General features: G+C 67.1%; 12 protein-coding genes. 2 read left to right on the plus strand and 10 right to left on the minus strand.

Annotated features, from left to right (window positions below; translation table 11 throughout):
• Positions 1-7 precede the first annotated feature (7 nt).
• Genes E6K76_04560 through tkt form a run of 3 tightly spaced genes read right to left on the minus strand, consistent with a single transcriptional unit; the run spans position 8 to position 7,918 of the window.
• Positions 8-4,150 (minus strand): hypothetical protein, encoded by a 4,143-nt coding sequence (locus E6K76_04560; GenBank protein TMQ59554.1) that lies wholly within the window; start codon positions 4,148-4,150, stop codon positions 8-10.
• Complete coding sequence (locus tag E6K76_04565) at positions 4,093-5,880, minus strand: hypothetical protein (GenBank protein ID TMQ59555.1); 1,788 nt, start codon at positions 5,878-5,880, stop codon at positions 4,093-4,095. The genes E6K76_04560 and E6K76_04565 overlap by 58 nt, the downstream gene beginning before the upstream one ends.
• Positions 5,881-5,887: 7 nt before the next feature.
• Positions 5,888-7,918 carry a transketolase gene (gene tkt, locus E6K76_04570; GenBank protein ID TMQ59556.1) on the minus strand — a complete coding sequence of 677 codons (2,031 nt, stop codon included), beginning with the start codon at positions 7,916-7,918 and terminating at the stop codon, positions 5,888-5,890.
• Between the two features lie 105 nt (positions 7,919-8,023).
• On the opposite strand from tkt, the gene E6K76_04575 reads away from it, so the two are divergent.
• Complete coding sequence (locus E6K76_04575) at positions 8,024-9,502, plus strand: peptidase M48 (protein ID TMQ59557.1); 1,479 nt, start codon at positions 8,024-8,026, stop codon at positions 9,500-9,502.
• Here E6K76_04575 and E6K76_04580 read toward each other — a convergent pair.
• Entirely contained in the window at positions 9,499-10,098 is a 600-nt protein-coding gene (locus tag E6K76_04580) for a TVP38/TMEM64 family protein (protein TMQ59558.1), read from the minus strand. The genes E6K76_04575 and E6K76_04580 overlap by 4 nt on opposite strands.
• 182 nt (positions 10,099-10,280) lie before the next feature.
• On the opposite strand from E6K76_04580, the gene acnA reads away from it, so the two are divergent.
• A complete protein-coding gene (gene acnA / locus E6K76_04585; GenBank protein TMQ59559.1) occupies positions 10,281-13,058 on the plus strand; it encodes an aconitate hydratase AcnA in 2,778 nt (925 codons plus the stop codon).
• A 51-nt stretch (positions 13,059-13,109) separates the two neighbouring features.
• Here the strand turns inward: acnA and E6K76_04590 are convergent, their stop codons facing one another.
• The 6 genes from E6K76_04590 to E6K76_04615 form a co-directional block, all read right to left on the minus strand.
• Entirely contained in the window at positions 13,110-14,030 is a 921-nt protein-coding gene (locus E6K76_04590) for a TIGR01777 family protein (protein TMQ59560.1), read from the minus strand.
• Positions 14,027-17,251 carry a carbamoyl-phosphate synthase large subunit gene (carB, locus tag E6K76_04595; GenBank protein TMQ59561.1) on the minus strand — a complete coding sequence of 1,075 codons (3,225 nt, stop codon included), beginning with the start codon at positions 17,249-17,251 and terminating at the stop codon, positions 14,027-14,029. Before carB ends, E6K76_04590 begins: the two co-directional genes overlap by 4 nt.
• A 4-nt stretch (positions 17,252-17,255) precedes the next feature.
• Positions 17,256-18,440 (minus strand): glutamine-hydrolyzing carbamoyl-phosphate synthase small subunit, encoded by a 1,185-nt coding sequence (gene carA / locus E6K76_04600; GenBank protein TMQ59567.1) that lies wholly within the window; start codon positions 18,438-18,440, stop codon positions 17,256-17,258.
• Positions 18,441-18,512: 72 nt separating this feature from the next.
• Entirely contained in the window at positions 18,513-20,771 is a 2,259-nt protein-coding gene (locus tag E6K76_04605; GenBank protein TMQ59568.1) for an acyl-CoA dehydrogenase, read from the minus strand.
• A 100-nt stretch (positions 20,772-20,871) separates the two neighbouring features.
• Positions 20,872-21,588 (minus strand): methyltransferase domain-containing protein, encoded by a 717-nt coding sequence (locus E6K76_04610; GenBank protein ID TMQ59562.1) that lies wholly within the window; start codon positions 21,586-21,588, stop codon positions 20,872-20,874.
• A gap of 7 nt (positions 21,589-21,595) precedes the next feature.
• Entirely contained in the window at positions 21,596-24,220 is a 2,625-nt protein-coding gene (locus E6K76_04615; GenBank protein ID TMQ59563.1) for a hypothetical protein, read from the minus strand.
• Positions 24,221-24,546 lie beyond the last annotated feature (326 nt).

Genomic DNA, 24,546 nt, shown 5'->3' on the forward strand with positions numbered 1-24,546 from the left:
AAGCCGCTCAGCGCAAGAGCGCCATTTTCCTTGAAAACGCGTTGGGTCCGATCGCGGCGCGGTAGAAATAGACGCCGGAGGAGACCGGCCGACCGTGGTCGTCGTGACCGTCCCAGCGAAACTCATAATAGCCGGGATCGAACGGCCGCGAAACCGGCGTCGAGACGAGGCGTCCGTGGACGTCGAAAATCTGGATGAGCACGGTCTGGGGGCGGGTCCCGGAGACCGCGTATCCGATCGACGTTGTCGGGTTGAAGGGGTTCGGTCGGTTCTGGCCGAGCCAGGAGCGTTTCCATAGGAGCGGCGGCCCCGGCGGCCCGTCGCCCGGCGGCACGGAATCGACCGCCGTGAGCACCGGGAAGGTGGCGAGCCCCGTCCTCCAGTTGTCGTGATGGAACATCGGCCAGGCCATCCCGCTCGAGAGGAACATCCCGGGATAGCGCCACGCGTGCACGGCGCGGTCCCACCCGGCGAGCACGATATCGGTGGCACCGTCCAGATCGACGTCCCAGATGGCGGGCGTGCTGCGCGCTTCGGCGCCGATCTCGATCGGGAAACCGCTCACGGCCGTGCCGTCCGCGTGAAACGCGTAGAGCCTCCGGTCTTCCGCGCCGATCAGGATCTCGAGCGACCCGTCGCCGTCAAGATCGGCCACCGCGGGAGAGGCCTCCGTCGCGGCGCCGACCGTCAGGTTGGAGAATCCGGGCAGGACGTTGCCCCCGGGATCCCATGCCATGACACGGCCGTCCGTACCGCATGCGACCACATCGAAACGCGGATCCCCCAGAGGCGCGAGGAGCCGCGCCAGGACCGGGGAGGGCACGCGTCCGTTTCCGGGTGTCAGCTCGAGAGGCCGGGGCCACCCGGGCGCCCGCTGCCCCGACGCGGTGAGCACGTAGACGCTGTCGTTGGCGGAGCCGAACACCACCTCGAGCCCTCCTCCGGGAATCACGTCGCCGATGGCCGGCGAGGAGCTGGCGAGACCGCTGACCGCCACGTCCCACACCGTGGAAGAATCGGCGTGGATCGCGTAGACGTGTCCCGCCGAGGTGCCGAAGACGATCTCGCGCACGCCGTCACCGCCCAGATCCGCGATCGCGGGAGACGAGATCACGCTCCCCTGAGGCGTGAACAGGACCCCGCTCGCCCCGCGCACCGGAGCCCCGTTCGCGTGCCACGCATAGACCTTGTTCGTGTTCGAGCCGATCACGATTTCGGGTTTGCCGTCTCCATCGATGTCCCCCACCGCGGGGGTCGACCAGAAGGGGGCGCCCCCCTTCCTGGGCCAGCCCGAGGCCATGGTCCCGTTCGCGTGCCAAACCGCAACACTCGAGTCGTTCCAGGAAGCGGCGATGATTTCGGGGACGCCGTCGAAATCCAGGTCCGCCGCCGCGGGGGAGGAAGGAATGTGGTGGAGAGCCGTGCTGAAGATTCCGGACGTGACGGGGTTCAAATCCCCGTCGATCCAGTCGGTGCCGTCCGGCCGGAACACGTACAGGTACTCCGCGCCGACCAGAATCTCCGGTCGCGAATCCCCGTTGAGATCGGCCAGACAGACGTTCGAGGATGTCGCTTCCCCCAGGGTCTCCGGCCAGCCGACGAGCGACGGCGGGTTGGTGCTCACGATGAGCGGCGCGGAGCGCGCGCCTTCGTTCCCGCCCGAATCCACCGCGGTGACCGCATAGCGATACCGCGTGAGCGGCGGCAGCCCCGGATCCTCGTACGAGGACACGCGGCGGACCGGGACCGGCGTGAGAAGCGCGAGCGGGCTTCCATTGTCGAGGGCGCGGTAGATCCGATAGCCCGACCCGTCGCCGGCCGCGACCGGGTCCCACGCTATCCTGACACGGTCCGATCCAGGAATCTCGGCCTTGAGCCCCACGGGCGAAGCCGGGGCGGTGTGGTCGACCGCGAAGGTTGAGGAGTGGAAGTACGCGTCATCGACGCGGAGATCGAACAGCCGTCCCGCGGGCACGACCGCTCCCGAGCGGATTCGCACCGAGGCGCTCGTGCCCGTGGCCCCGGGAAGGATGTCCGCCACGCTCGCAACCGAATCGAGAACGGTGATCCCCGCCGCCGGGGTTCTCGCGTGGACCGAGAGGCCCCGTCCCCGGCCGCTTCCCTCGTTCGCGATCGTGAAGCGGTAGACCACGGTTTCGTTCGGATCGACGAGCCCGTTCCCGTTTCCGCCGGCGGCGGGGCTGTCGTCGAATCCATTGGACGCGAGGAGGAGCGAGGCCGCGCCGACCGCGATCGGCACGTCGGTCGTGTCGGTTCGGACGCCGTCGCGCACGATCACGCGGAGCCGTTCCCCTCGGGAGGCTCCCGGAACCGCGAGCGCGCGGATGCGAAGGCTGTCGGGGAGGGTCGCCTGGGCGCCGGCACCGAGCGCGGGGAGCGAAGCGGCGCCTTGCAGCACGGTGAGACCGCTCGTCAGCGCCGAGAGCGCGACCGTGACCGGCCCCGCCGCGCCCCCGGTTCCCGCGTTCTTCACGCTTCCCTGGAGCGCGAACGCCTCGCCGGCATCGGCACAGCCGTCCCCGTCTCCACCGACCGAATCCCGCACGCCGACGTTCAGGAGCGTGAAATGCGCCGGTGCGTCCGCGGTGACGGTAAGCGAGTCGAGGAAAGGAAGACGGCCCGGGGCGGTCACGGCGAGCGAGAATTTGCCGGTGCTTCCCGGGTGAAACAGCACGGTCGCGTGTCCGGCGGCGTCGGTGAAGGCCGGCCGGTAATCTTCTCCCTGTTTCCAAGCCACCACCAGCGCCGACTCGACCGGCGCGCCGGATGCGAGCACGGTCACGGTGAATCGGCCCACGCTCAGCGTCACGCTGGAAGGCCGCGTCACCGCAAGGGACGTGGGAGGGCAACGCCAGAGCGGAATCGCGGGATCTCCCAGGAGAACCGTCTCGAAATAGCCCCAACGCTCCTGGGTCTCGCTTCGGGCCTGAGGCAGGAGCGCCGCACGCGCGTTCTCGACCGCTTCGCCGAGCGTCGTCGGCGCGCCGGTCTCGAGATAATCGGTCAGACGGGTCGAGATGGTGTAGCTCACGCCGGGCCAGGCCTCCCGGGTCGCGCCCACGTACGCGAGCGCTCCTCCCGCCGGATTCCGGACGACCTCCTCGGCCACGCATTCGTAATCCACAGCCGCCGAGGAGCAATTCGAGGAGATCCAGAGCGGGAGGGAGTCCCCGTTCGCGAGCGTCGCCAGGTCGGGCATCGTGAGATTCTCGCTCCCGATGGAGAGCTGCGAGCGCGCTCCGTGTCCGATGTGATTCACGATGCCGTATCCTCGCCCGAGGGCGGCCAGGGTGGCGGCCTTGGTGAGCGGCATCGCGCCGGGATAGGCGTTCACGTTCTCATAGTAGCGATCGACCCTGGCGCAGGCCGGCGCGCGCACCTTGAGCGATTCCCCCTGCACCGCGCCATCCACCGAGATGAGCTGCCCCGGCTGCCACGCGTACGGGAAGAGCACCTCGGCGAGGATCAGATGCTTCGAGAGCGGCGGCGCGAGCGGGTTGGTTGCGTAGCGGAGCGCTTTCGAGACCAAGACCTGAGCTTCCGACCGCGTGGCGGCGGAAAGCCTGCCCACCGCGATGTCGGGGTTCATGTCGAGGCTGTCGGCCACCTCCCCGTAGATTCCGTCTCCGTTTCCATCCCACGTCCCGTCCAGATCCGCGTAGTAGGCGTCGCTCGGGATGTCGATCGTTTGGGAGAAATTCGCGCGGGCGTAGCGCATCGGAATCGCGTCGTGGTCGCCGGCGAGCACGGCCCAGCGGGTCCCCCAGAGACGGTGGGCCGCCTGGATGAAGCTTCGGATGGCCTGCGCGAGGTCGTTCGAGCGGGGGTCTGCGGCGCGGACGGTAGAAAGATTGCGAACCACGGTCGCGATGCCGGTCCGGGTGTGGTAGTCCGCGAGCTTCTGGTAGATGTCCGCGAGCGAATCGGGGGCGACGATCACGCAGTCCACGGGAGAGCCGAGACCCGACGGCTGGGTGGTTGGAAGAAACGGGGCGGCGCGCCGCGGATCCGGCGCCGCCCGCGGCACCCTCGGAGGAAGCTGGGCCCGCGCCGCGGTCGCCAGGGCCAAGATCAGGCAGGCGGCGAGCGGCGCCCCGAGCCTGATCGGTCCGACGAGCCGGCGGCACACCGCGGACCGGCGCGAACCAAGCCTGATACGGGGCTTGAGCCCCTGAGGATAAGCCATTGAATGTACGATGCTTGTCGCCTCGGCGAAGCGCGAAGGTGAGCGGTCTTCCCCGCGTCAGTATACGCCCCCGACGCGCCCCGGGCAATGGGCCCGCGACGGCCCACGCCCCCGGACCGGGCGATGCGAACCCGGGTCCGGTCCACGACCTTCCAATCGATGGCGTAGACCGAGTAGTAGTAGGTTCCCGGACGCGTAATCCCGAGGTTCGGAATCTCACGCGCGAAGATGAACCGGTAGGGACTGGTTTCATCGCCTCCGTCGGCGAGCCTTGCTCGCACGGCGTGTCGATCGATGAGGTAATCCGGCCTTCCCGCTTTCTCGAAGAGGAGCCGCCGAACCACCGCGTCGTACCCCTCGCGCACGACGACCGGCGCGATCTCCGGGGTGACGAGTCCATACAGATCCAGGACGGGGCGATCGGAGTAGTACCCGAACGCGCCGATGTCGGGGACCGCGAAGGAGGCGCCGGGCGGCGTCCGGTCCCGCGCCCAGATTCCGATCGAGACCAAGGACGCCCGCAATCCGCGCGTGTGCGCCCGCGTGCTCGGCACGCCCACGAGGCAGGTGAAGAGCGCGTTTTGCAGCGTGAACGCGCAGAGAAAAACGGGTAGCGCCAGCGCGTATCGCCTCGGGGCGCTGGTGGCGACCACCCATCTCAGCGATGCCATGCCCAGGAGGAGCACGCACGGAGTCGCCGGGAGTAGGTACCGCGACACAACCTGCACGCCCCCGAGGGCGAAGGTCAGGATCAGGAGCGCGGGCCACGCGGCGCAAACGCTCCAAAAGAGGCGCCGCCCGCGCGTCCCCGGAAGCGCCGTCGAGCGGCTTCCGAACGCGAGGACCAAGACAAAGAGCGCGAGGGGTAGCGCGTCGGTCACAAGCTCGATTTGGAAGGCGGCATGAATCGCCGCGATCGCGAGCCCGGGCCTGACCCACGCCCCCGACTTCGCGGCCGCGGTGTTGGGGAGCACCGTATGAAACCATCCCCACGCGGTGACGAGCCAGGGCAGGAGGACGAGCGAGACTCCCCCGAGGAGCTCGACCGCGCGGCGGAAGCCCCGTTCGGCGCCCGCCCACACGGCGAGGAGCCCGAGCGCCGCGAGGAGGTGGCATTCGGGTCGCGCGAGGGAGGCGAGGCCGAGCGCCATCCCGGTTCCCCACCCCGGTCGGCCCTGGAGCAGAATGCCCGCGAGCCCGTAGAGCGCCAGCGCGACGCACGCGGTCGCGAGCGGCGATTCCATCCCGGAGAGGGCCCATCGCATGGCCCACGCGTGCGCCGCGATGAGAAGGCCCAGCCCGAGCGAGGTCCACTCGTCCCATCCGAGCCTTCTTCCGATCCGCGTCAAGAGCCAGACCGTGAGCACGTGGAATACCGCGCCGTACGCCTTCGCGACCCAGGCGAGCGCCGGCATCCACGAGGCGTCGCGCGGCGCGGCGGCCTCCATCGGAAGGACCTTACCCGTGAGCGCAAGGAGGAACACCCAGAGCGGGCTGGTCGCGCCGTAGGTGGGCTCGCCCGCGTTGAACGAAAATCCTTTGCCCTGGACGAGGTGTTTCGCGAATTGGAGGTAGATGAAGGAATCGTCGGTCAGGTAGCCGATGAACGGCACGAGCGAGGCGGCGGCGGCCGCGAGGAGCAGAAGCGGGAGCGCGCGAGATCGCGCGTTCACGAAACGCTCATGAACGTCCCAGCCAGCGTTGGACCGTCTCCACAACGGATTCGGGGGTGAATCCAAGGTGCTCCGCGATCGCGGACGCGGGGGCCGAGGCCCCGAATCGGTTCAGACCGATTCGGAGGCAGTCCAGGCCCAGGAGCTCACACCACGGTTCGGTGCGGGCGGCCTCGATCACGATGCGCCGAGTGCCGCTCGGGATCACCGCCTCCCGATAGGTTTCCGGCTCGGAGCGGAACGCTTCGACACACGGCATCGAGACGACGCGGGCTCGGGCTCCGTTCGACTCGAGGCGCTTTCGGGCCTCCTGGGCGAGCGGCACTTCGGATCCGGTCGCGACGATCACGAGATCCGGCGATCCCCCCTTCGCGTCCTCCAGGACGTACCCGCCGCGCAGGATGTCCCGGCGGTCGAATCCATCGCGTCGTATGACGGGCTTGAGCTTTTGACGTGTGAGCACGAGCGCGGTGGGGCCTCGTTCCCGGCCGATCGCGCGGGCCCAAGCCATCGCGGTCTCCAGCGCGTCCGCGGGACGCCACACCTCGAGCCCCGGGATCAGCCGCAGCGACGGGAGGTGCTCGACCGGCTGGTGGGTGGGGCCGTCCTCTCCCAAGAACACGCTGTCATGCGTGAACACGTAGATCACGCGGATCCCCATCAGGGCCGCGAGACGGATCGAAGGGCGCATGTAGTCGGAGAAAATGAGGAACGTGCCGAGGTAAGGAATGAAGGATCCGTAGAGCGACATCCCGTTTCCGATTCCGCCCATCGCGTGCTCACGGACTCCGAAGTGGAGGGTGCGCCCCGTGTAATTCACCGGCGCGCCGCAGGTGAGCCCCGCGGGGGAAACGTCGCCGCCTCCCTTGATTCCGGTCATCGTGGAAGGTTCGAGGTCGGCGGAGCCTCCGACCAAGGAAGGCACCGCCTTGGCGGCCGCCTGGATCACGTTGCCCGAGTGAACCCGCGTCGCGGCTTCCTGGAGCGGGGCGGCCGCGGAGAGGACCTCGTCGATATTCGGAGGAACGTGGCGCTTGAAGTACGCGTCCCAAACCACAGCGCCTGCCGCGTCCTCCCGCCGAAAGGCCTGGTAGCGCTTATCCCATTCCGCTCTCTCCTTCCTCTTCTCCTCGGCGAGCGCGTGGAAGTGCGCCCGCGCCTCCTCAGGGATGTAAAACGCCGGCGAGAGGGGCCAGCCCGCCCCCTCCTTCGCGCGGTTCAGCTCCTCTTCGCCCAGCGGCTCGCCGTGCGCCTTCGCGGTGCCCTGCTTTGTGGGCGCGCCCTTCGCGATGACCGTGCGGGCCACGATGAGCGACGGCCGCATCTCGTCGGCCACCGCGCGAAAGAGCGCCTGGTCCACATGGTCGCGGTCGTTCCCATCGACGACCTCGACGTGCCAACCGTACGCTTCGAACCTCCTCCCCACATCCTCACAGAAGGCGAGCGGGGTCGGCCCTTCGATCGAGACGCGATTGTCGTCGTAGAGATAGTTCAGGTTTCCGAGACCCCAGTGCCCCGCGAGCGAGGCGGCCTCGGAGGAAATTCCTTCCATCAGGTCCCCGTCGCTCACAATCCCAAAAATCCGGTGATTGAGGAGGTCTGAATGGCGCTTGAGTCTCGCCTGCATCATCCGCTGCGCGAGCGCCATGCCGACGCCGTTCGCGAAACCCTGGCCCAGCGGGCCGGTCGTCGCCTCGATGCCGGGCGCATGGCCGTACTCGGGATGGCCGGCGGTCTTCGAACCCCACTGGCGAAACCGCTGCAGCTCCTCCATCGGGAGATCGAATTCGAAAAGATGGAGGAGCGAATAAAGCAGCATCGACGCGTGCCCGGCGGAGAGCACGAACCGGTCGCGATTCGGCCACAGAGGATCGCCCGGATCGAATCTCATGTACTTCGCCCAGAGCACGTACGCCATATCCGCGGCGCCCATGGGAGCGCCGGGGTGTCCCGATTTCGCCTTCTCGACGGCGTCGGCCGCCAGGAACTTGATGGTGTTGACGCACAGCTGGGCTTGATCGACGGAAGTGGTGGGCATGCGCACCTCGGTTTTCGCCTAATTTCCGGAACCGGCTCGGGATCGGGTGTTACTATAACCGCGGACAGGGATTCGTCGCTACCACCTCGGCCATGGGAGAGAGACATGCCCCGATGCTCGTGCCGCGCGGTCGTTCTCGCGCCGGCCGCATTGCTCGCGGTTCTCGCGCTCGCACTCGGGGGCTGTGCGACCAATCCGGCCACCGGCAAGCGCCAGATCTCGCTGGTGAGCACGAGCAAGGAGCTGGAGATCGGGCGCGAATCCGATCCCGCCGTCGCGGCGGAATACGGTCTCTACGGAGACTCCACGGTGCAGCGCTACGTCGATTCCGTCGGACAGAGGCTCGGCTCGATCTCCCACCTGCCCACTCTGGGATGGCACTTCCGCGTTCTCGACAGCCCGGTCGTCAACGCGTTTGCGATTCCGGGGGGCTACATCTATATCACGCGCGGGATCCTCGCCTATTTGAATTCGGAAGCGCAGCTGGCCGGCGTCCTGGGCCACGAAATCGGCCACGTCACCGCGCGCCACAGCGCCCAGCAGATCACCCGCTCTCAGATCGCGGGCGTCGGCCTGCTCGTCGGGACGGTCTTCGTCGGAGCCCTCCGGCCCTACAGCGGGTTGGCGCAGGAGGGGCTCGGGCTTCTCTTCTTGAAATACAGCCGCGACAACGAAACCCAGGCGGACGAGCTGGGCGTGGGATACACGACCAAGGCGGGCTACGACCCACGCGAAATACCCGGCACCTACTCCATGCTGAAGCGCGTCTCGGAGCGCCAGGGAGAGCAGCTCCCCGGGTTTCTCTCGACGCATCCCGACCCCGGTGACCGCGAGATCCGCACGTCGCAGCTCGCGCAGGCGGCGGTCGCGGGTGGACGGCGGGATATCGTGATCCACGCGCCGAAGTACCGGGCCCGGATCAACGGGATCATTTTCGGAGACGACCCGCGCGGGGGCTTTTTCGTCGGGAATCGCTTCTATCACCCCGACCTCGGGATCGAGATGATCTTCCCCGACGGCTGGAAGACCCTCAACCAGCCGAGCTCGGTCAACGCCGTGAATCAGTCGCTGGGAGGCGCGATGGAGGTGACCCTCCAGCGGACGAAGGACAGCACGGCGACTCCGGAGCAGTACGTCCAATGGCTCACCCAGGAGAAAAAGATCCTGGATGCATCGGGCAGGTCGGAGAATTTCCGTGATTACTCGGCCTGGATCGGGCAGGTGCTCGTGAGCGGCGAGGGTGGGAGACAGAGCCTCATCGCGGGATTCGTGCGCTATCGACCCGGTCAGTTCTTACAAGTACTTGGGTTCACACGCTCCCCGAACGATGTCGCGGCCGAGCAGGTTCTCGCCTCGATCCGGAGCATCGCCGCCCTCCGGGACCCGAGCAGGCTCAACGTGACCCCGGATCGCCTGGCAATCGTCACCGCCGACCGGCAGACGACCTTCGCCGACTTCGTGAACGGTCTGGGGCCCCAGGCCCTGAGCCTCGAGGAAACGGCGATTTTGAACAACATGCGCGCGACCGCGATCATTCCCGCCGGCACACCCGTCAAGATCGTCCGCAAAGGGCAGCATCCCTAGCCGGAAGGCGCGACCAAACTCCCGAGGCGGATCAGTCCCGCGCCCGCCAGGGCGAGGGCGCAGTCTTTCGGCAATCGTCCGATCAGGACCGAGAGAAAAAAGCGGCTTGGATCGATTCCGATCATCCCGGCGACGAAGCAAATCGCGTCGGCGGGCGAGAAAGGCACCAGGAAGATGGGCACGAGCGCGAGCCACCGCTTTCCCCCGACGATCGCGTTGGCCCTGTCGACATTCTCGGTGCCTACCCACCGTTTGAGGAGCGGCAAGCCCGCACGGCTCCCTATCGCGTACGCGGCGGACGATCCGACCAGCGTCCCGACGGAGGCGATGAGAACGCCCACCACGGGGCCATACAGAGCCCCCGCGAGAATCGGCATGAAAACACCCGGGATCGGCGCGACAAGAATCTGGGCGATCTGGAGCCCGAGCAGGATCAGGGGGCCCCAATGCCCGGCGCCTCGGAGGAACCCTTCCAGGCGCGGGCGGGTGAAGAAGGGTGCCGATTCGATGCCGATCCAAACCAGCGCGGCCACGACGGCCGCGAGAAGGATCCCGTGGATCCATGTGAACCGGGGGTGGGTTTGCGCGCGGGGCATGGCCGCAGAATGTAAGTGACCGTGCCTCGATCTAGAAGCGAGATCTGACCGCCCGGCCGGATCCCGATTCGAACGGCGGATTCCCAGAAGCCGCCTCGTTCCGGTATCCTCACTCCGTTTCCGCGGCCCGCGTTTTCATGACGCCCGGTTTCGATCCGCGAATCCAAGATGGAGTGAGCCACATGGACGATGCTTTCGGGGCACGCTCGACGCTCAAGGTCGGGGAACGCCGTTACGAGATCTTCCGGCTGGAGACGCTCGCCAAGGCGGGCCTTCCGGTGGCACGTCTTCCCTACTCCATGCGGATCCTCCTCGAGAACCTGCTCCGCACCATGGACGGTCGCGTGGTGCGCGCCGAGGACGTCGAAGCGGTGGCGCGGTGGGATCCCAAGGCGGAGCCGAGCCGTGAGATCGCGTTCACTCCGGGCCGCGTGCTCTTGCAGGACTTCACCGGCGTGCCCGCGGTGGTGGACCTGGCCGCCATGCGCGACGCGATGGCGAAGCTGGGCGGGGATCCCAAGCGGATCAATCCGCTCCAGCCCGCGGAGCTCGTCATCGACCACTCGGTGCAGGTGGACGAGTACGGCTCGAGCGCGGCGCTCCTGATCAACGCGAAGAAGGAGTTCGAGCGAAACCGCGAGCGATACCTCTTCCTCCGCTGGGGGCAACGGGCGTTTGAAAACTTCCGCGTGGTTCCGCCGGCGACCGGGATCGTGCATCAGGTCAATCTGGAGTACCTCGCGCGGGTCGTGTTCTCGACCGGAGGCGATCGGCCTCAGGCCTACCCCGACACGCTCATCGGCACCGATTCCCACACGACGATGATCAACGGCCTGGGGGTTCTGGGCTGGGGCGTCGGCGGAATCGAAGCGGAAGCGGCCATGCTCGGGCAGCCGGTCTCGATGCTCCTGCCCCAGGTGATCGGCTTTCGCATGACCGGCTCCCTCCGGGAGGGGGCGACGGCGACCGATCTCGTGCTCACCGTCACCGAAATGCTCCGCAAGAAGGGCGTGGTCGGGAAGTTCGTGGAATTCTTCGGACCGGGCCTGGCCTCGCTCCCGGTCGCCGATCGCGCCACGATCGCGAACATGTCGCCCGAGTACGGGGCCACGTGCGGAATGTTCCCGATCGACGCCGAGACGCTCCGCTATCTCGAATTCACCGGACGAGCGCCGGAGCAGGTCCGGCTGATCGAATCGTACGCCAAGGAGCAGGGGCTCTTTCACGCCCCGAACAGCCCCGAGGCAGCCTACTCCGACACCCTTTCCTTGGATCTCGCGAGCGTGGAGCCGAGCCTCGCGGGACCGCGTCGGCCTCAGGATCGCGTACCCCTTCGCGACGCGAAACGGAATTTCGCGGAGGCGCTCCCCACGATGCGGGTCGCGAAAGTCGCGCCCGCCGCCGCCGGCCGGCCGCTCGAGCTCTGGGAGGAGGAAGGAGGCGACGGCGCGATCCAGCGGGCGACCGCGACGCTCCCCCAGGTGACGATGGGGGGCGAGTCCTTCCCGCTGCGCGACGGTGCGGTCGTGATCGCCGCGATCACGAGCTGCACCAACACGTCGAATCCCTCCGTGATGGTGGGTGCCGGGATCATCGCAAAGCGGGCCGTGGAGCGCGGGCTACGAACGAAACCCTGGGTCAAGACGAGCTTGGCCCCCGGCTCCAAGGCGGTCACCGAGTACCTGAAGCGAGCCGGGCTCGCGCAGCACCTCGAAGCCCTCGGCTTCTACACGGTCGGCTACGGGTGCACGACGTGCATCGGGAACAGCGGGCCGCTTCCGGCGCCGATCTCGAAGGCGATCGAAGACCAGGAGCTGGTTGTGGCCTCCGTCCTGAGCGGGAACCGGAACTTCGAGGGGCGCATCCATCCCGAGGTGCGCGCGAACTATCTCGCCTCCCCGCCGCTCGTGGTGGCGTACGCGCTCGCGGGGCGGATGGACCTGGACATCACCTCTGAACCTCTGGGCGAAGGCTCGGACGGGAAGCCGGTCTATCTGCGCGATCTCTGGCCGACGCAAAAGGAAATCGACGAGACGATCCACGCGGCGGTCCGGTCGGAGACGTTCCGTGAGACGTACCGCGACGTGTACACCGGGGACGAGACGTGGCGAAATCTCCCCGTGCCCCAAGGGGACCGCTACGCGTGGGAGGCAACGTCGACCTACGTCAAGCGCCCGCCGTACTTCGACGACATGCCGGCCACGCCCCCCGCGCCGCAAGACGTGCGGGGCGCGCGGGTGCTCGCGCTGCTGGGGGACAGCGTCACCACCGATCACATCTCACCCGCGGGCTCGATCAAGAAAGACAGCCCGGCGGGGCGCTATTTGATCGAGCACGGGATCCAGCCCCTCGATTTCAATTCCTACGGCTCGCGGCGCGGGAACCATGAGGTGATGGTGCGCGGCACGTTCGCGAACACGCGGATCCGGAACAGGATGGTCCCGGGGGTCGAGGGGGGGTACACGATGCACCTCCCGAGCGGAGAGCAGATGTCGATCTACGACGCCGCGATGCGGTACGCGAAGGAGGGTGTGCCGACGGTCGTGATCGCGGGAAAGGAATACGGCTCGGGGTCCTCCCGCGACTGGGCCGCGAAAGGGCCCAAGCTGCTCGGCGTGCGCGCCGTCATCGCCGAAAGCTTCGAGCGGATCCATCGGAGCAACCTGATCGGCATGGGCGTCCTTCCCCTTCAATTCCAGGAGGGTCAGAGCGCCGAGACGCTGGGTCTGACGGGGAAGGAAACGTACGACGTCGAAGGCATCGCCACGGCGCTCCGGACCGACGCGGCGCGCGCCACCGAGCTCACGGTCCGGGTGAATCGAAAGGGACAGGGCGCGGAGGCGGCCGGGCCGGATTCGTTCCGGGCCAAAGTCCGTCTCGACACGCCGCAGGAGGTCCGCTACTACGAGAACGACGGCATCCTGACCTTCGTTCTTCGCCGCCTCCTCCGCGGCGAATGAACCCTACGATCGAGTCCATCGCCCATCCCGAAGCGGCACGGCGGCCGGCCATCAGGACACCTTGTGCGACTCCTCTACGGCGTGCCGCAGCGTTCCCTCGAGATCCCGGAAGCGAAACCCGTACCCCAGCGTCGAAAGCCTCGCCGGCTCGACGCGTGCGCTCGAGAGAAGCGCCTCCTCCGCCATCTCCCCGAGGAGGAGCTTGAGCGCCGGTGCGGGAGCGGGAATCAGCGCGGGCCGCCCCAGCACCCGACCCAGGGCACGCGCGAAATCGCGGTTTCGCACAGGCGCCGGCGCGACCACGTTGACGGGCCCCTCCACGCCCTCGCGGTCGAGGGCCAGGCTGATCACACCGAGGAGATCCGGCATCGCGATCCAGCTCATCCACTGCTTCCCGCTCCCGAGCGGGCCCCCGATCCCGAGCCGAAAGATCGGAAGCATCATGCCGAGCGCGCCTCCCGTGGAATCGAGCACGATGCCGAAGCGCAGGACCACCACCCGCATTCCCGGCGTGCGCGCGGAGAGCGCCGCCTCCTCCCAGGCCCGGCACAGCTCGGCGAGGAAACCCGTGCCCGGGGAGCTCCCCTCGGTGAGGACCTCCTCGCCGCGGCTTCCGTAATACCCGACCGCCGAGGCGTTGAGGAGCACGCGCGGCGGCGGCGTCCCTTCCCGCATCTCTTTCACGAGGAATCGCGTGCTCCCGGCCCGGCTCTGAACGAGGCGCTGTTTGCGAGCCCCGGTCCAACGGCCTCCGGCGAGGGATTCCCCGGAGAGGTTCACGACCGCGGCGACTCCGTCGAGCGCCGCTCGCTCCAATTCCTCCCGCTCCGGGTCCCAGTGGAAAACCGGTATCGGGCCCGCCGGAGCCGCGGGGCGGCGGCTCAAGAGCGAGACCCGGTGCCCGGTCCCCTGGAGATGCCGCGCGAGGGCCGATCCCACGAACCCGGTCCCGCCCGCAAGGAGGATGTTCACACCGGGGCGGCGGCCAGGGGCTGGGGCGGCTCGGCCGGCTCGTGGATCTCCTGCAGCGTCGACACCGTCACCGCGTGCTTCCGCAGCGCGCGGATCGCCTGGACCGTCGCGGCGGCCGCGGTCAAGGTCGTGACGCAGAGCACGCCGTGGAGGATTGCGTTCGTGCGGATCGCGCCGTCGTCGTAGAAGGACTCGCGGCCGAGCGGCGTGTTGATGATGAGATGAATCTCACGACTCTTGATCCGATCGACGACGTTCGGCCGCCCCTCGTTCACCTTGAACACCGCTTGCGCCGGAACGCCCTGAGCGTTCAGAAACTCGGCCGTGCCCCGCGTCGCGAGGATCCGAAAGCCGATCTCGTGGAGCGAGCGCGCGTGGGGCAGCACCCCTCCCTTGTCGTAATCGTTCACGCTGATGAACGCCGTGCCCTCCGTCGGGATGCTGTTGCCCGCCGCGGCCTGCGCCTTGGCGAAAGCGATTCCGAAATCATCCGAGATCCCCATGACCTCGCCGGTGGACTTCATCTCGGGGCCCAGGAGGATGTCGCTCCCGGGGAATTTCAGGAACGGGAAGACCGGCGTCTTGATGAAAAAGCGGCTCACGCCGAGATCCTCGGTAATCCCCTGCTCTCGAAGCGTGCGTCCCGCCATGATCCGGGCCGCGACTTTGGCGAGCGGCACTCCCGTGGCCTTGCTCACGAAGGGCACCGTGCGGGAAGCGCGGGGGTTCACCTCGAGAACGAAGACCGCCTCCCCTTGGATCGCGAATTGGACGTTCATCAGCCCTCGAACCTCGAGCGCGAGCCCGAGCCGCCGCGTCATGTCTCGAATCGTATCCAGGTGCCGGCGCGGAATCTTGTAGGGGGGGAGCACCGCGGAGGAGTCGCCGCTGTGGATCCCCGCCTCTTCGATGTGTTCCATGATCCCACCGATCACCACGCGCTCCCCGTCCCCCAGCGCGTCGACGTCGACCTCGCAGGCGTCCTCGAGGAAGCGGTCCACGAGCACGGGATGCTCCGGCGAAGCGTTGACCGCGTCACGCACGTATCCCTCAAGGTGCGATTCATCGTAGACGATCGCCATCGCGCGGCCGCCGAGCACGTAGGAAGGGCGGACGAGAACCGGGTAGCCGATGCGGGTCGCGACGTCTTTGGCTTCCTCCAGCGATACCGCCGTACCGCTCCTCGGCTGGGGAATGTCGAGCGCGGAGAGAAGCGCGCTGAAACGCTTGCGGTCTTCGGCGAGATCGATCGCGTCGGGGCTCGTCCCGAGGATGCGGACCCCGGCGCGGTGGAGCGGCAGCGCGAGCTTGAGCGGAGTCTGGCCCCCGAACTGGATCACGACCCCCTCGGGGCGCTCCAGCTCGACGATGTTCATTACGTCCTCGAAGGTGAGCGGCTCGAAATAGAGCCGGTCGGAGGTGTCGTAGTCGGTCGAGACGGTTTCGGGGTTGCAGTTGACCATGATGGTCTCGTACCCACACTCCTGGAACGCGAAGGAGCCGTGGCAGCAGCAGTAATCGAACTCGATCCCCTGCCCGATCCGGTTGGGACCGCTGCCCAGGATCATCACCTTGCGCCGTTCGGTGGGAAGGGCCTCGGACTCCTGTTCGTAGGTTGAATAAAGGTAGGGCGTGTAGGATTCGAACTCGGCCGCGCATGTGTCGACGCGCTTGTAGACCGGGAAGATCCCCTCGCGTTCGCGTCTGGAGCGAACCGCCGCCTCGTCCACTCCCGTCAGAGAACCGATCCGCGTGTCCGAGAAGCCCATCCGCTTCGCCTCGAGCAGGGCCTCTCCGTCCATCCCCGGCCGGATCGTCCGTTCCAGCTCGACGATCTGTTGGATCTGGTCCAGGAACCAGGGATCGATCCCGGTCATCTGGTGGATCTTCGCCTGCGGCCAGCCCAGATCGAGCGCGCGCTTGACGTAGAAGATCCGGTCCGGATCGGGCGTCAGGAGCTTCTCCCGGATGCGGTCGTCGTCCAGGTCATCCCGCGAGAACCCGCTGGCTCCGATCTCGAGGCCGCGGAGGCCCTTCTGGAGCGCCTCCTTGAACGTCCTCCCGATCGCCATCACCTCGCCCACCGATTTCATCTGCGTCCCCAAGCTGGGGCTGGCGTCCCGGAATTTCTCGAACGCCCAGCGCGGGATCTTCACCACGACGTAGTCGATGGCGGGCTCGAACGAGGCGGGCGTGACGCGCGTGATGTCATTCTTGATCTCGTCGAGGCTGTAGCCGATCGCGAGGAGCGCCGCGATCTTCGCGATCGGAAATCCGGTCGCCTTGCTTGCGAGCGCCGAGGAGCGAGAGACCCGGGGATTCATCTCGATCACGACCATGCGCCCGCTCTCCGGATCGACCGCGAACTGGATGTTGGAGCCGCCCGTTTCCACCCCGACTTCGTGGATCACCCGCCGGGCCGCGTTCCGCATCGTCTGGTACTCCCGGTCGGTCAGGGTTTGCGCCGGCGCCACGGTGACCGAGTCGCCGGTGTGGATTCCCATCGGATCGAAATTCTCGATCGAGCAGATCACGACGAAATTGTCCGCGTGATCGCGCATGACCTCGAGCTCGTACTCCTTCCAGCCGAGCACCGACTCCTCGACCAGGATCTCGCGGACCGGGGAGAGATCGAGGCCGCGCGAGACGACCGCTTCGAACTCATCGCCGTTGAAGGCGATCCCGCCGCCGCTCCCGCCCAAGGTGAACGAGGGGCGGATCACGGCAGGCAGGCCGGTCACGTCGAGCACCCGTCTGGCCTCTTCGAGACTCCGCGCAAACCCACTCCGCGGAAGGTCTAATCCGATTCGGCTCATGGCCTCCTTGAAGAGCCGCCGGTCCTCCCCGACCTCGACCGCTTTCCGGCTCGCGCCGATGAGGCGGATGCCCAGCCGGTCGAGCACGCCCCGCCGCGAAAGGTCGACGGCGAGGTTGAGCGCGGTCTGCCCTCCGACCGTGGGCAGCACCGCGTCGGGACGCTCGCGAATCAGAATCTTCTCCACGATGTCGGGCGTGAGCGGTTCGACGTAGGTCCGGTCCGCGTACTCGGGATCCGTCATGATCGTCGCGGGATTGGAGTTCACGAGCGAAACCCGGATGCCCTCGCCGCGAAGGGCCTTGATGGCTTGGGTCCCGGAATAGTCGAATTCGCACGCCTGGCCGATCACGATCGGCCCGGATCCTAGAACCAGGATCGAACGGAGGGAGCTGTCCTTCGGCATCGCGTCAGAGCCCGACCGGGACTCCCGCGGCGTGCGCTCTGGGGAGCGAACGAGGGGGCTCGCCGGAATCCATCAGCTTCAGGAACTGGGTGAAGAGATAGTGGCTATCGTGCGGTCCAGGGCTAGCTTCGGGGTGGTACTGAACCGAGAACGCGGGCAGGTCGCGGTGGCGGAATCCCTCGACCGTGCCGTCGTTCAGATTCACGTGGGTGAGCTCCAATTCAGGATCGTCGAAGAGCGTGGGCAAGACGGCGAAGCCATGGTTTTGGGACGTGATCGCGACCTGGCCGGTGTTCAGGTTTTTCACCGGGTGGTTCGCGCCGCGGTGGCCGAACTTGAGCTTGAAGGTCTCTCCGCCGCACGCCAGGCCCATGATCTGATGCCCGAGGCAGATCCCGAAGGTCGGCTTGGCGCGGATCAGCTCGCGCGTCGCCTCGATCGCGTAGACGCAGGGCTCGGGATCGCCGGGGCCGTTCGAGAGGAAGATGCCGTCCGGTTCGAGCGCGAGCGCCGCTTCGGCGGAGGTCGTGGCGGGCACGACGGTGATATTGCATCCCGCCGCCGAAAGCATGCGGAGTATGTTGCGCTTCATGCCGAAGTCGTAGGCCACGACGTGGAACGCGCGACCGCCGATCCCGGACAGGGTCCCGCCGCCGTCTCCGGCGTTCGCTTCGACCCGGTAGGGCTTCTCACACGTGACTTCGCGCGCGAGATCCAGTCCGGCCATATCCCGGGACGCCCGGGCGCGATCCACAAGGTCGTCTCGATTCTGGGAAAGCGAGGAGATCACGCCACGCTTCGCGCCGTGGATTCGCAGGTGGCGCGTCAGCGCGCGCGTGTCGATCTCGCTCAGCCCCACGACCCCGGCTTCGTCCAAGTAGCGGTGCAGCTCGCCGCTCGAGCGCCAGGAAGAGGCCACGGTCGAGATTTCCCTCACGACGAAGCCTGCTACCTGCGGACGCGTGGACTCCACGTCCTCGCGGTTCACCCCGTAATTTCCGATGTGGGGATACGTCATCGTGACGATCTGGCCCGCGTAGGACGGATCGGTGAGGACTTCTTGGTAGCCGCAGAGGCCGGTGTTGAAGACCACTTCCCCTTCGGTTTCTCCCATCCTGCCGAAGGAGCGGCCTTCGAAGAAAACGCCGTCCTCGAGGGCCAGGATGGCCCTCGGTCTCCGTTCGAGGATCGGAGCGGCGAAGCGGGAGCTCACGAGCCGAGAACGTAACACATCGTCCTGCGTTTCGCGAACCGGATTCGTCTAGGGCCCGAGGAGCCTCGAATCGAACTCGTCCACCTGGATCGCGTCGTCGCGAGCGGCCTCCGCTTCGCGGATCAAGCACCCGTCCGACCTCTCGATCACGCCCGCGGCGACCGCGCGATCGAGCAGCGTCCCCTCCGGGTCGCGCTCGAGCTTCCGCGCGCGGATCGCGGATTTGACCTTTTGTTGCGCGGGGGCGGCCGCGACCACTTTGCCGAGCGCCGCCTCGAGCCTCCCCAGCCCCGGATCGCCCGGGGGCGGCACGTAGATGTCGCGCGTAAGACGCAAGCGCTCCTCGCGGCCGTCGAGGAGGGCGCGCGCTACCTCGGCGCCCACTTCATCGCTCGGCGGCTCCCGGTAGGAGCCGAACGGGAAGATCGCCGCCGACAGCGCCCACGCGGCCGGGCGGTTCGGCAGATTCTCCAACACCCCCACCAGCGCCATCTCGATCTCATACAGCGCCTTCTGGCATCCCCAGCGGAGAAACGGGAGATCGGCATCCACCCTTCCGTCATCCCAGTACTTCTTCACGGTCGCCGATCCCAGGTAGAGCCAAGCGAGCGCGTCCGCGAGCCGCCCGCTGAGCTTCTCCCGGCGCTTGAGCTGCCCTCCCAGGGTTGCCATGGCGGCGTCGGATACGAGCGCGAACGCGGCGCTCATCCGGGTGAACCGCGCGAGATAATCCCCCGCCGGCCCCGGAACGTCGGGTCGCGCGAAGCGGGAACCTGTGATCGCATGGGCGAGGCAGCGCAACACGTTGGAGGCGATGAATCCCATGTGGGCGAAGAACGCTCGGTCGAAACGGGCGAGATCCCGAGACGCGACCGATTCCATTTCCGTGCGCACGTAGGGATGGCACCGAATCGCGCCCTGCCCGAAGATGATCAGCGAGCGGGTGAGAATGTTCGCCCCCTCCACGGTGATCCCGATCGGAACCGCCATGTAGGCGTGCGCGAGCACATTTCTGGGTCCTCTCGAGATTCCCGCGCCGGCCTGGATGTCCATCGCCGCGTTGACGACCGTGCGCATTCCTTGGGTCAGGTACGCCTTCATGATCGCCGAGATCACCGCGGGCTTTTCCCCCGCGTCCACCGCCCCGGCGGTCAGGACCCGCGCGCCCGACATGATGTAGGTCATCCCCCCGATTCGCGCGAGCTGCTCTTCGATCCCCTCGAAACGGCCGATCGGAAGATCGAACTGCTCCCGGACGGTGCCGTAGGCGCCCGCGACCCGCGCCGAAAGCTGCGCCGCTCCGGTCGCAAGCCCCGGGAGCGAGAGCCCGCGACCCGCGGCGAGGTTCGCCATGAGCATCTGCCAGCCCTGCCCGACGCGCGCCCTGCCGCCTATGATGGCATCGAGCGGAACGAATACGTCCCTCCCGTACGTCGGTCCGTTCAAGAACGCCACGCCGAGCGGATCGTGGCGTTTCCCGATTTCGATGCCCGGGAGGTCCGGCGGTATGAGGGCGAGGGTGATGCCCAGATCTTCCTTGTCGCCGAGGAGATGGTCGGGATCGTAGAGGCGGAACGCCAGGCCGATCAGCGTCGTCACGGGGGCGAGCGTGATGTAGCGCTTCCGCCAGTTGAGCCGCATGCCGAGGACTTCCCTCCCCCGGTACTCCCCGCGGCATACAACTCCCCGGCTCTTCGTCGAGGCGGCGTCGCTTCCCGCTTCGGGTCCCGTGAGGGCGAAACACGGGATCTCTTCCGCCGTCGCGAGCCTCGGCAAGTAGTGCCTCTTCTGCTCCTCCGTCCCGTAGTGGAGGAGAAGCTCGGCGGGGCCGAGCGAGTTCGGCACCATGACGGTCACGGCCGCGGCGACGCTTCGGCTCGAGATCTTGGTGACCACCGCGGAATTCGCGAGAGCGGAGAAGCCGAGCCCGCCATACTCTTCGGGGATGATCATCCCGAAGAATTTCTTCTCCTTGATGAAACGCCATGCGTCCTGAGGAAGGTCATGCTCCTTCTCGACCCTCCACTCGTCGACCATGGCGCAAAGCTCCTCGACCGGCCCGTCGAGGAACGCTCGCTCGCGGGCGCTCAGGGGTTTGCATTGAAAATCGAGGAGCTTCTTCCAGTCCGGGCGACCGGAGAAAAGCTCGCCGTCCCACCAGACCGTTCCCGCTTCGAGCGCGATCCTCTCGGTGTCCCCCATCCGCGGGAGCGCCCTGGCCATGGCCTTCATGAGGAACGGCGTGAGGATGCGCCGCCGAATCGCGGGGACGGCAAAAACCGCGATCCAGGCGATCAGGACGAGCATGACGACGACAAAAACGGCCACTCGTGGGTCCCTCCCTAGGGCGGGGTAGAACTAACCTAAAGGTGCCTGGGCCAGCAAGGATAAGGATACGGAAGTTGGGTCAGGGCTTGCGAGCGCAGATCGTGGCCGCGATGCCGCCCAGATGCTCTTCGAGGGCGATATCGGCAAACCCGAGCTCGTTCATCAGCGCGATGAAGGCCCGCTGCCCTGGGTAGGCGCGGAGCGATTCCACGATGTGCGCGTAGGTCCCGGGGCGTCCGTGGAGGACCCATCCCCAGATCGAGCCGAACGCCAGGAGATATCCCAGCGCGGCCGAGCGGTACGCTCGGTTTTCGGGCAGACCAAAATCGAGGGTCAGGAATCGCCCCCCCGAACGAAGGAGGCGTAGGATCCCGGCGAGAAAGCCACGGAGGTCGGCCGGGTAGCGCAAGCCGTATCCGATCGTGACCGCGTCGAAGGAACCGTCGGCGAATGGAAGCCGGCCGAGATCCCCGCGCAGAAACCAAATTCCCGTGTCCCCGGAGCATTTCCGCCGGGCCCGGGCGAGCATGTCGGCGCTCAAATCGAGCCCGACGATCGGCCCACCGCACCCCGCCCGGCGGAGGAGAATCGGGAAGGCCGCGGTTCCGGTCGCGAGGTCGAGGACGCGCGCGCGTTCGCCAAGATCTCTCGCTTCCGCGGCGAGCCGCGCCTTCCAGCGGCCGTCCTGGCCGAAGGAGAGGACCCGCGTCAGAGCGTCGTAGCGGGGCGCGACTCGATGGAAGATCGCCTGGGCGTAGCGCGCCCTCTCGCCCGGGTCGGCCGGCCAGGGCTTCATCCAGGGGTCAGATCGCGAACCAGTAGGTGATCTTCGCGAGGACCTTGTTCTCGGGCTCAGTCCCGAAGAGACTGCCGAGCCGGATGTCGTTGGCGAACGTTCCCGGGGATCCGGCGTGGAAGCTCCGCTGGTCGAACGCGGAGCGGCCTTGCGTCCAGACGAGGTAGATCGTGCTCCCGGGCCGATACTCCCATCGATAGACCGCGTTCCAATTCACCGCCGTGAAGCTGAAGTCGTAGCTCCGGGGATCGACCCCGGGCTCCATGTAGTGGATGAAGTCGTAGGAGTCGGGCCGGATCAGCTCGCGGACTTCGCTGTAGTTCCCGACCGTGATGAACGGCTGCGCGTAGATCTCGAGCGATTTATTGCGGCTGAAGAGCAGGTTGGTCCGGAGGGTGAGGCTCGCCGTCTGCTGGTGGATTCGACCAAAGAGGTAGCTCAGCCCGCCGATCCCCTGGGCTCCGGGGTGTGACGCGACGTCCACCGTCGCGATGTACTGCGTGTCGTCCTTGCGGTTGTGGAACGACGCAACGAGGTCATGGTTCACGGCGCTGCTCTGGTTCCACTGCACCTCGATCTCGCCGTTCGTGTCGTGATTGAGCGATGTGTCGCGGTAATGGTTCCCGTCGAACCGGAACACGAACCCCTTCCGCGTGTCGGTCTTGAAGCCGGCCCAGCCGCCGTACGTCGCCGGCTCCCGCATGAGCGGCCCGCCGCGCGTCTCGTACCGGCGCGTCCCCTCGGTCTGGAAATTCGTCCCCCACCACACCTCGCGGTAGTCGCGCAGCTGCATCCAGCTGTTCACCTCGGCACCCATCCACTGCTTGTGCCCGCGGCCGTAGGACCAGACCTCCTGCCCGGTGTTGATGTCGTATCCCTTGCGTCCGCCGTAGAGAAAATTCTTCCAGAAGTTGAGGTTGTAGTTGCCCTGGTTCCAGGTCTTGCTCTTCCCTTCGGGATTGTAGATGTGGGTGACGAACCCGCTCATCCCCATCTCGTCTGGCGATTCGAGGAACCCGAGGTCGTTGATGTCGAGCGTCGCCGATTCCCATCGTCCGTTCACGCCGGCGCGCCAGTTGCCACCGACCTTCCGGAGGTCGAGGGAGCCGCCCGAGCCGTAGCTCTTCGCGCCGTTCACGGTCGAATCCCCCGCCGATCCCTCGGGATCGATGACCGAGGAGACCACGGAGCCCTGGATGTTGTAGACCCGGCCCTTGGAGAACAGGTCGAAGTCGACGCCGCTCGTGTACGCCTCGCGGGACGCGAAGTCCCCGAACGCGTCGCGATTCGCCGTGTTCACGGCGGCGGTCCCCATGACGTTGAAGCGCTGGAGGCCGCCGTTGAACTGCTTCCCGAAGCGGCCCACGAAATACCGGGAGAGCCGCTCCCCGTTCTTCAAGAGGTTGTGCGCCTGCCCGCGGCCGGTGACGTCGGTCGAGGCCACGAGCGCCGCGACCGTCACGTTGCCCGCGGCCTTCCCGGTCAGCTTGGCCGCGTAGCGAATGCGCGAATTGGGATCCCCGGTGCCGATCCTCCGCGAATAGAAGAGATTGAAATCGGGATGCTGGAAGAGGCGGCTCCCCTCGATGAAGAAGGGGCGCTTCTCGTCGAAGAACGTCTCGAACGGGGAGAGGTTGAGCACCGCCGGGTCGGCCTCGACCTGGCCGAAATCGGGCTGCACCGTCGCGTTCAGCGCGAGATCGGCGGTGACGCCATACTTGAGATCGGCCCCCACGTTTTCGAACTTGTCGATTCTCTCGTTCCCGATCTGCGGCGGATCGGTGGCCCTTCCGACCACGTAGGGCATGATCTCGAGCTGGCGCGGGGACGGCACCCCCTGGATCCCGGTGAGCTGCCCCCAGCGGCTGACAAAGCCTTTCGCGGCACGGTCCCAGGTCACCCACGCGGTGTCCTCGCCCCGGCCGTGCATGTAGCGGTAGACCTCGAGCCCCCAGGTCATGGACGCGGCCGTGCGATAGCGGATCGCGGAGAACGGGATGCGCATTTCCACGTACCAGCCGTCCTGATCTCGGAAGGTCTGGGCCTCCCAGACCGCGTCCCAATTGTCGTCCCGGTCCCCGTCATTGTACATGTAGCCGTCCAGGAGAACGCCGAGCGGGTTCACCTTGAAGTTGTACCCGGTCGTGTGGTCGAGGTAGGGGTCGATGTAGACGCTCACGATGTCGGAATTGCTGAAGCGGTCGCGCCGCGAGAGCCGCGCCGTGACCTTGGAGGGATCCTTCTCATGGCAGGCGACGCCGAAATAGATCGCGCCCTCGTCGTAGGCGACCTTGAAGACGGTCTCCTCGGAAGGGATCGTTCCACGGTCCGGCTCCCATACCTTGAAGCCGCTCCCCGCCTCGGCGTTCTCCCAGGCCGGATCGTCGAGGTGCCCATCGAGCTTGATGTGCTCCCCGGGCGCGAGATGATAGGCCTGGATCGAAGGCGTCGGCGTGACCCTCCCGTCCGCGGCGCTCGGGAAGACGACACCGTCGCCGCCCGGGAGGAACGCCTTGAAGGACGCATGGGCGGAGCCGGCGGCGAAAACGCACCATGAGCCGGTCAGGCTCGCGAGGAGCGCGTGCCGGAGCCCTCGGTCCCAACGTCTCATGGTGAACGAGCTGGAAAGCATGAGTCCCCTCTCCTCGACCGGGCTGGCTTTACCCACGCTTGGATAGATCAGGGGGGCTTAGGGTTTACGGAAGGCCCCATTGTGGCGTGACGACGCCCTTCCGTCAACGGCTTGTCCCTTCGTCTGTAGAGAGCAGATGATCTGTCCGCATTTTGGCATGTGATCTGTCCGCTTCCCTTGGAGGGGTGAGGCCGGGGACGCTTCGGGGCCAGAGAGGAGGCCCTGGGGATGATCCTGAAGCCAACCCCGCAGGAGCGGGGCGATGAAGGCGGCTGATCACGCCCCATCATGCCGAAAGGCATGTCACGGCCTGGTGCGAAGAAGGC

It is taken from the genome of Candidatus Eisenbacteria bacterium (assembly GCA_005893275.1).
In the GTDB taxonomy this organism is placed as follows: Bacteria; Eisenbacteria; RBG-16-71-46; order SZUA-252; family SZUA-252; genus WS-7.

Excerpts from the sequence above, each read along its gene's own strand:
- tkt (TMQ59556.1), bottom strand. The coding sequence starts at position 7,918 with ATGCCCACCACTTCCGTCGATCAAGCCCAGCTGTGCGTCAACACCATC.
- E6K76_04575 (TMQ59557.1), top strand. The coding sequence starts at position 8,024 with ATGCCCCGATGCTCGTGCCGCGCGGTCGTTCTCGCGCCGGCCGCATTG.
- E6K76_04580 (TMQ59558.1), bottom strand. The coding sequence starts at position 10,098 with ATGCCCCGCGCGCAAACCCACCCCCGGTTCACATGGATCCACGGGATC.
- acnA (TMQ59559.1), top strand. The coding sequence starts at position 10,281 with ATGGACGATGCTTTCGGGGCACGCTCGACGCTCAAGGTCGGGGAACGC.
- carB (TMQ59561.1), bottom strand. The coding sequence starts at position 17,251 with ATGCCGAAGGACAGCTCCCTCCGTTCGATCCTGGTTCTAGGATCCGGG.
- E6K76_04605 (TMQ59568.1), bottom strand. The coding sequence starts at position 20,771 with ATGCTCGTCCTGATCGCCTGGATCGCGGTTTTTGCCGTCCCCGCGATT.
- E6K76_04610 (TMQ59562.1), bottom strand. The coding sequence starts at position 21,588 with ATGAAGCCCTGGCCGGCCGACCCGGGCGAGAGGGCGCGCTACGCCCAG.
- E6K76_04615 (TMQ59563.1), bottom strand. The coding sequence starts at position 24,220 with ATGCTTTCCAGCTCGTTCACCATGAGACGTTGGGACCGAGGGCTCCGG.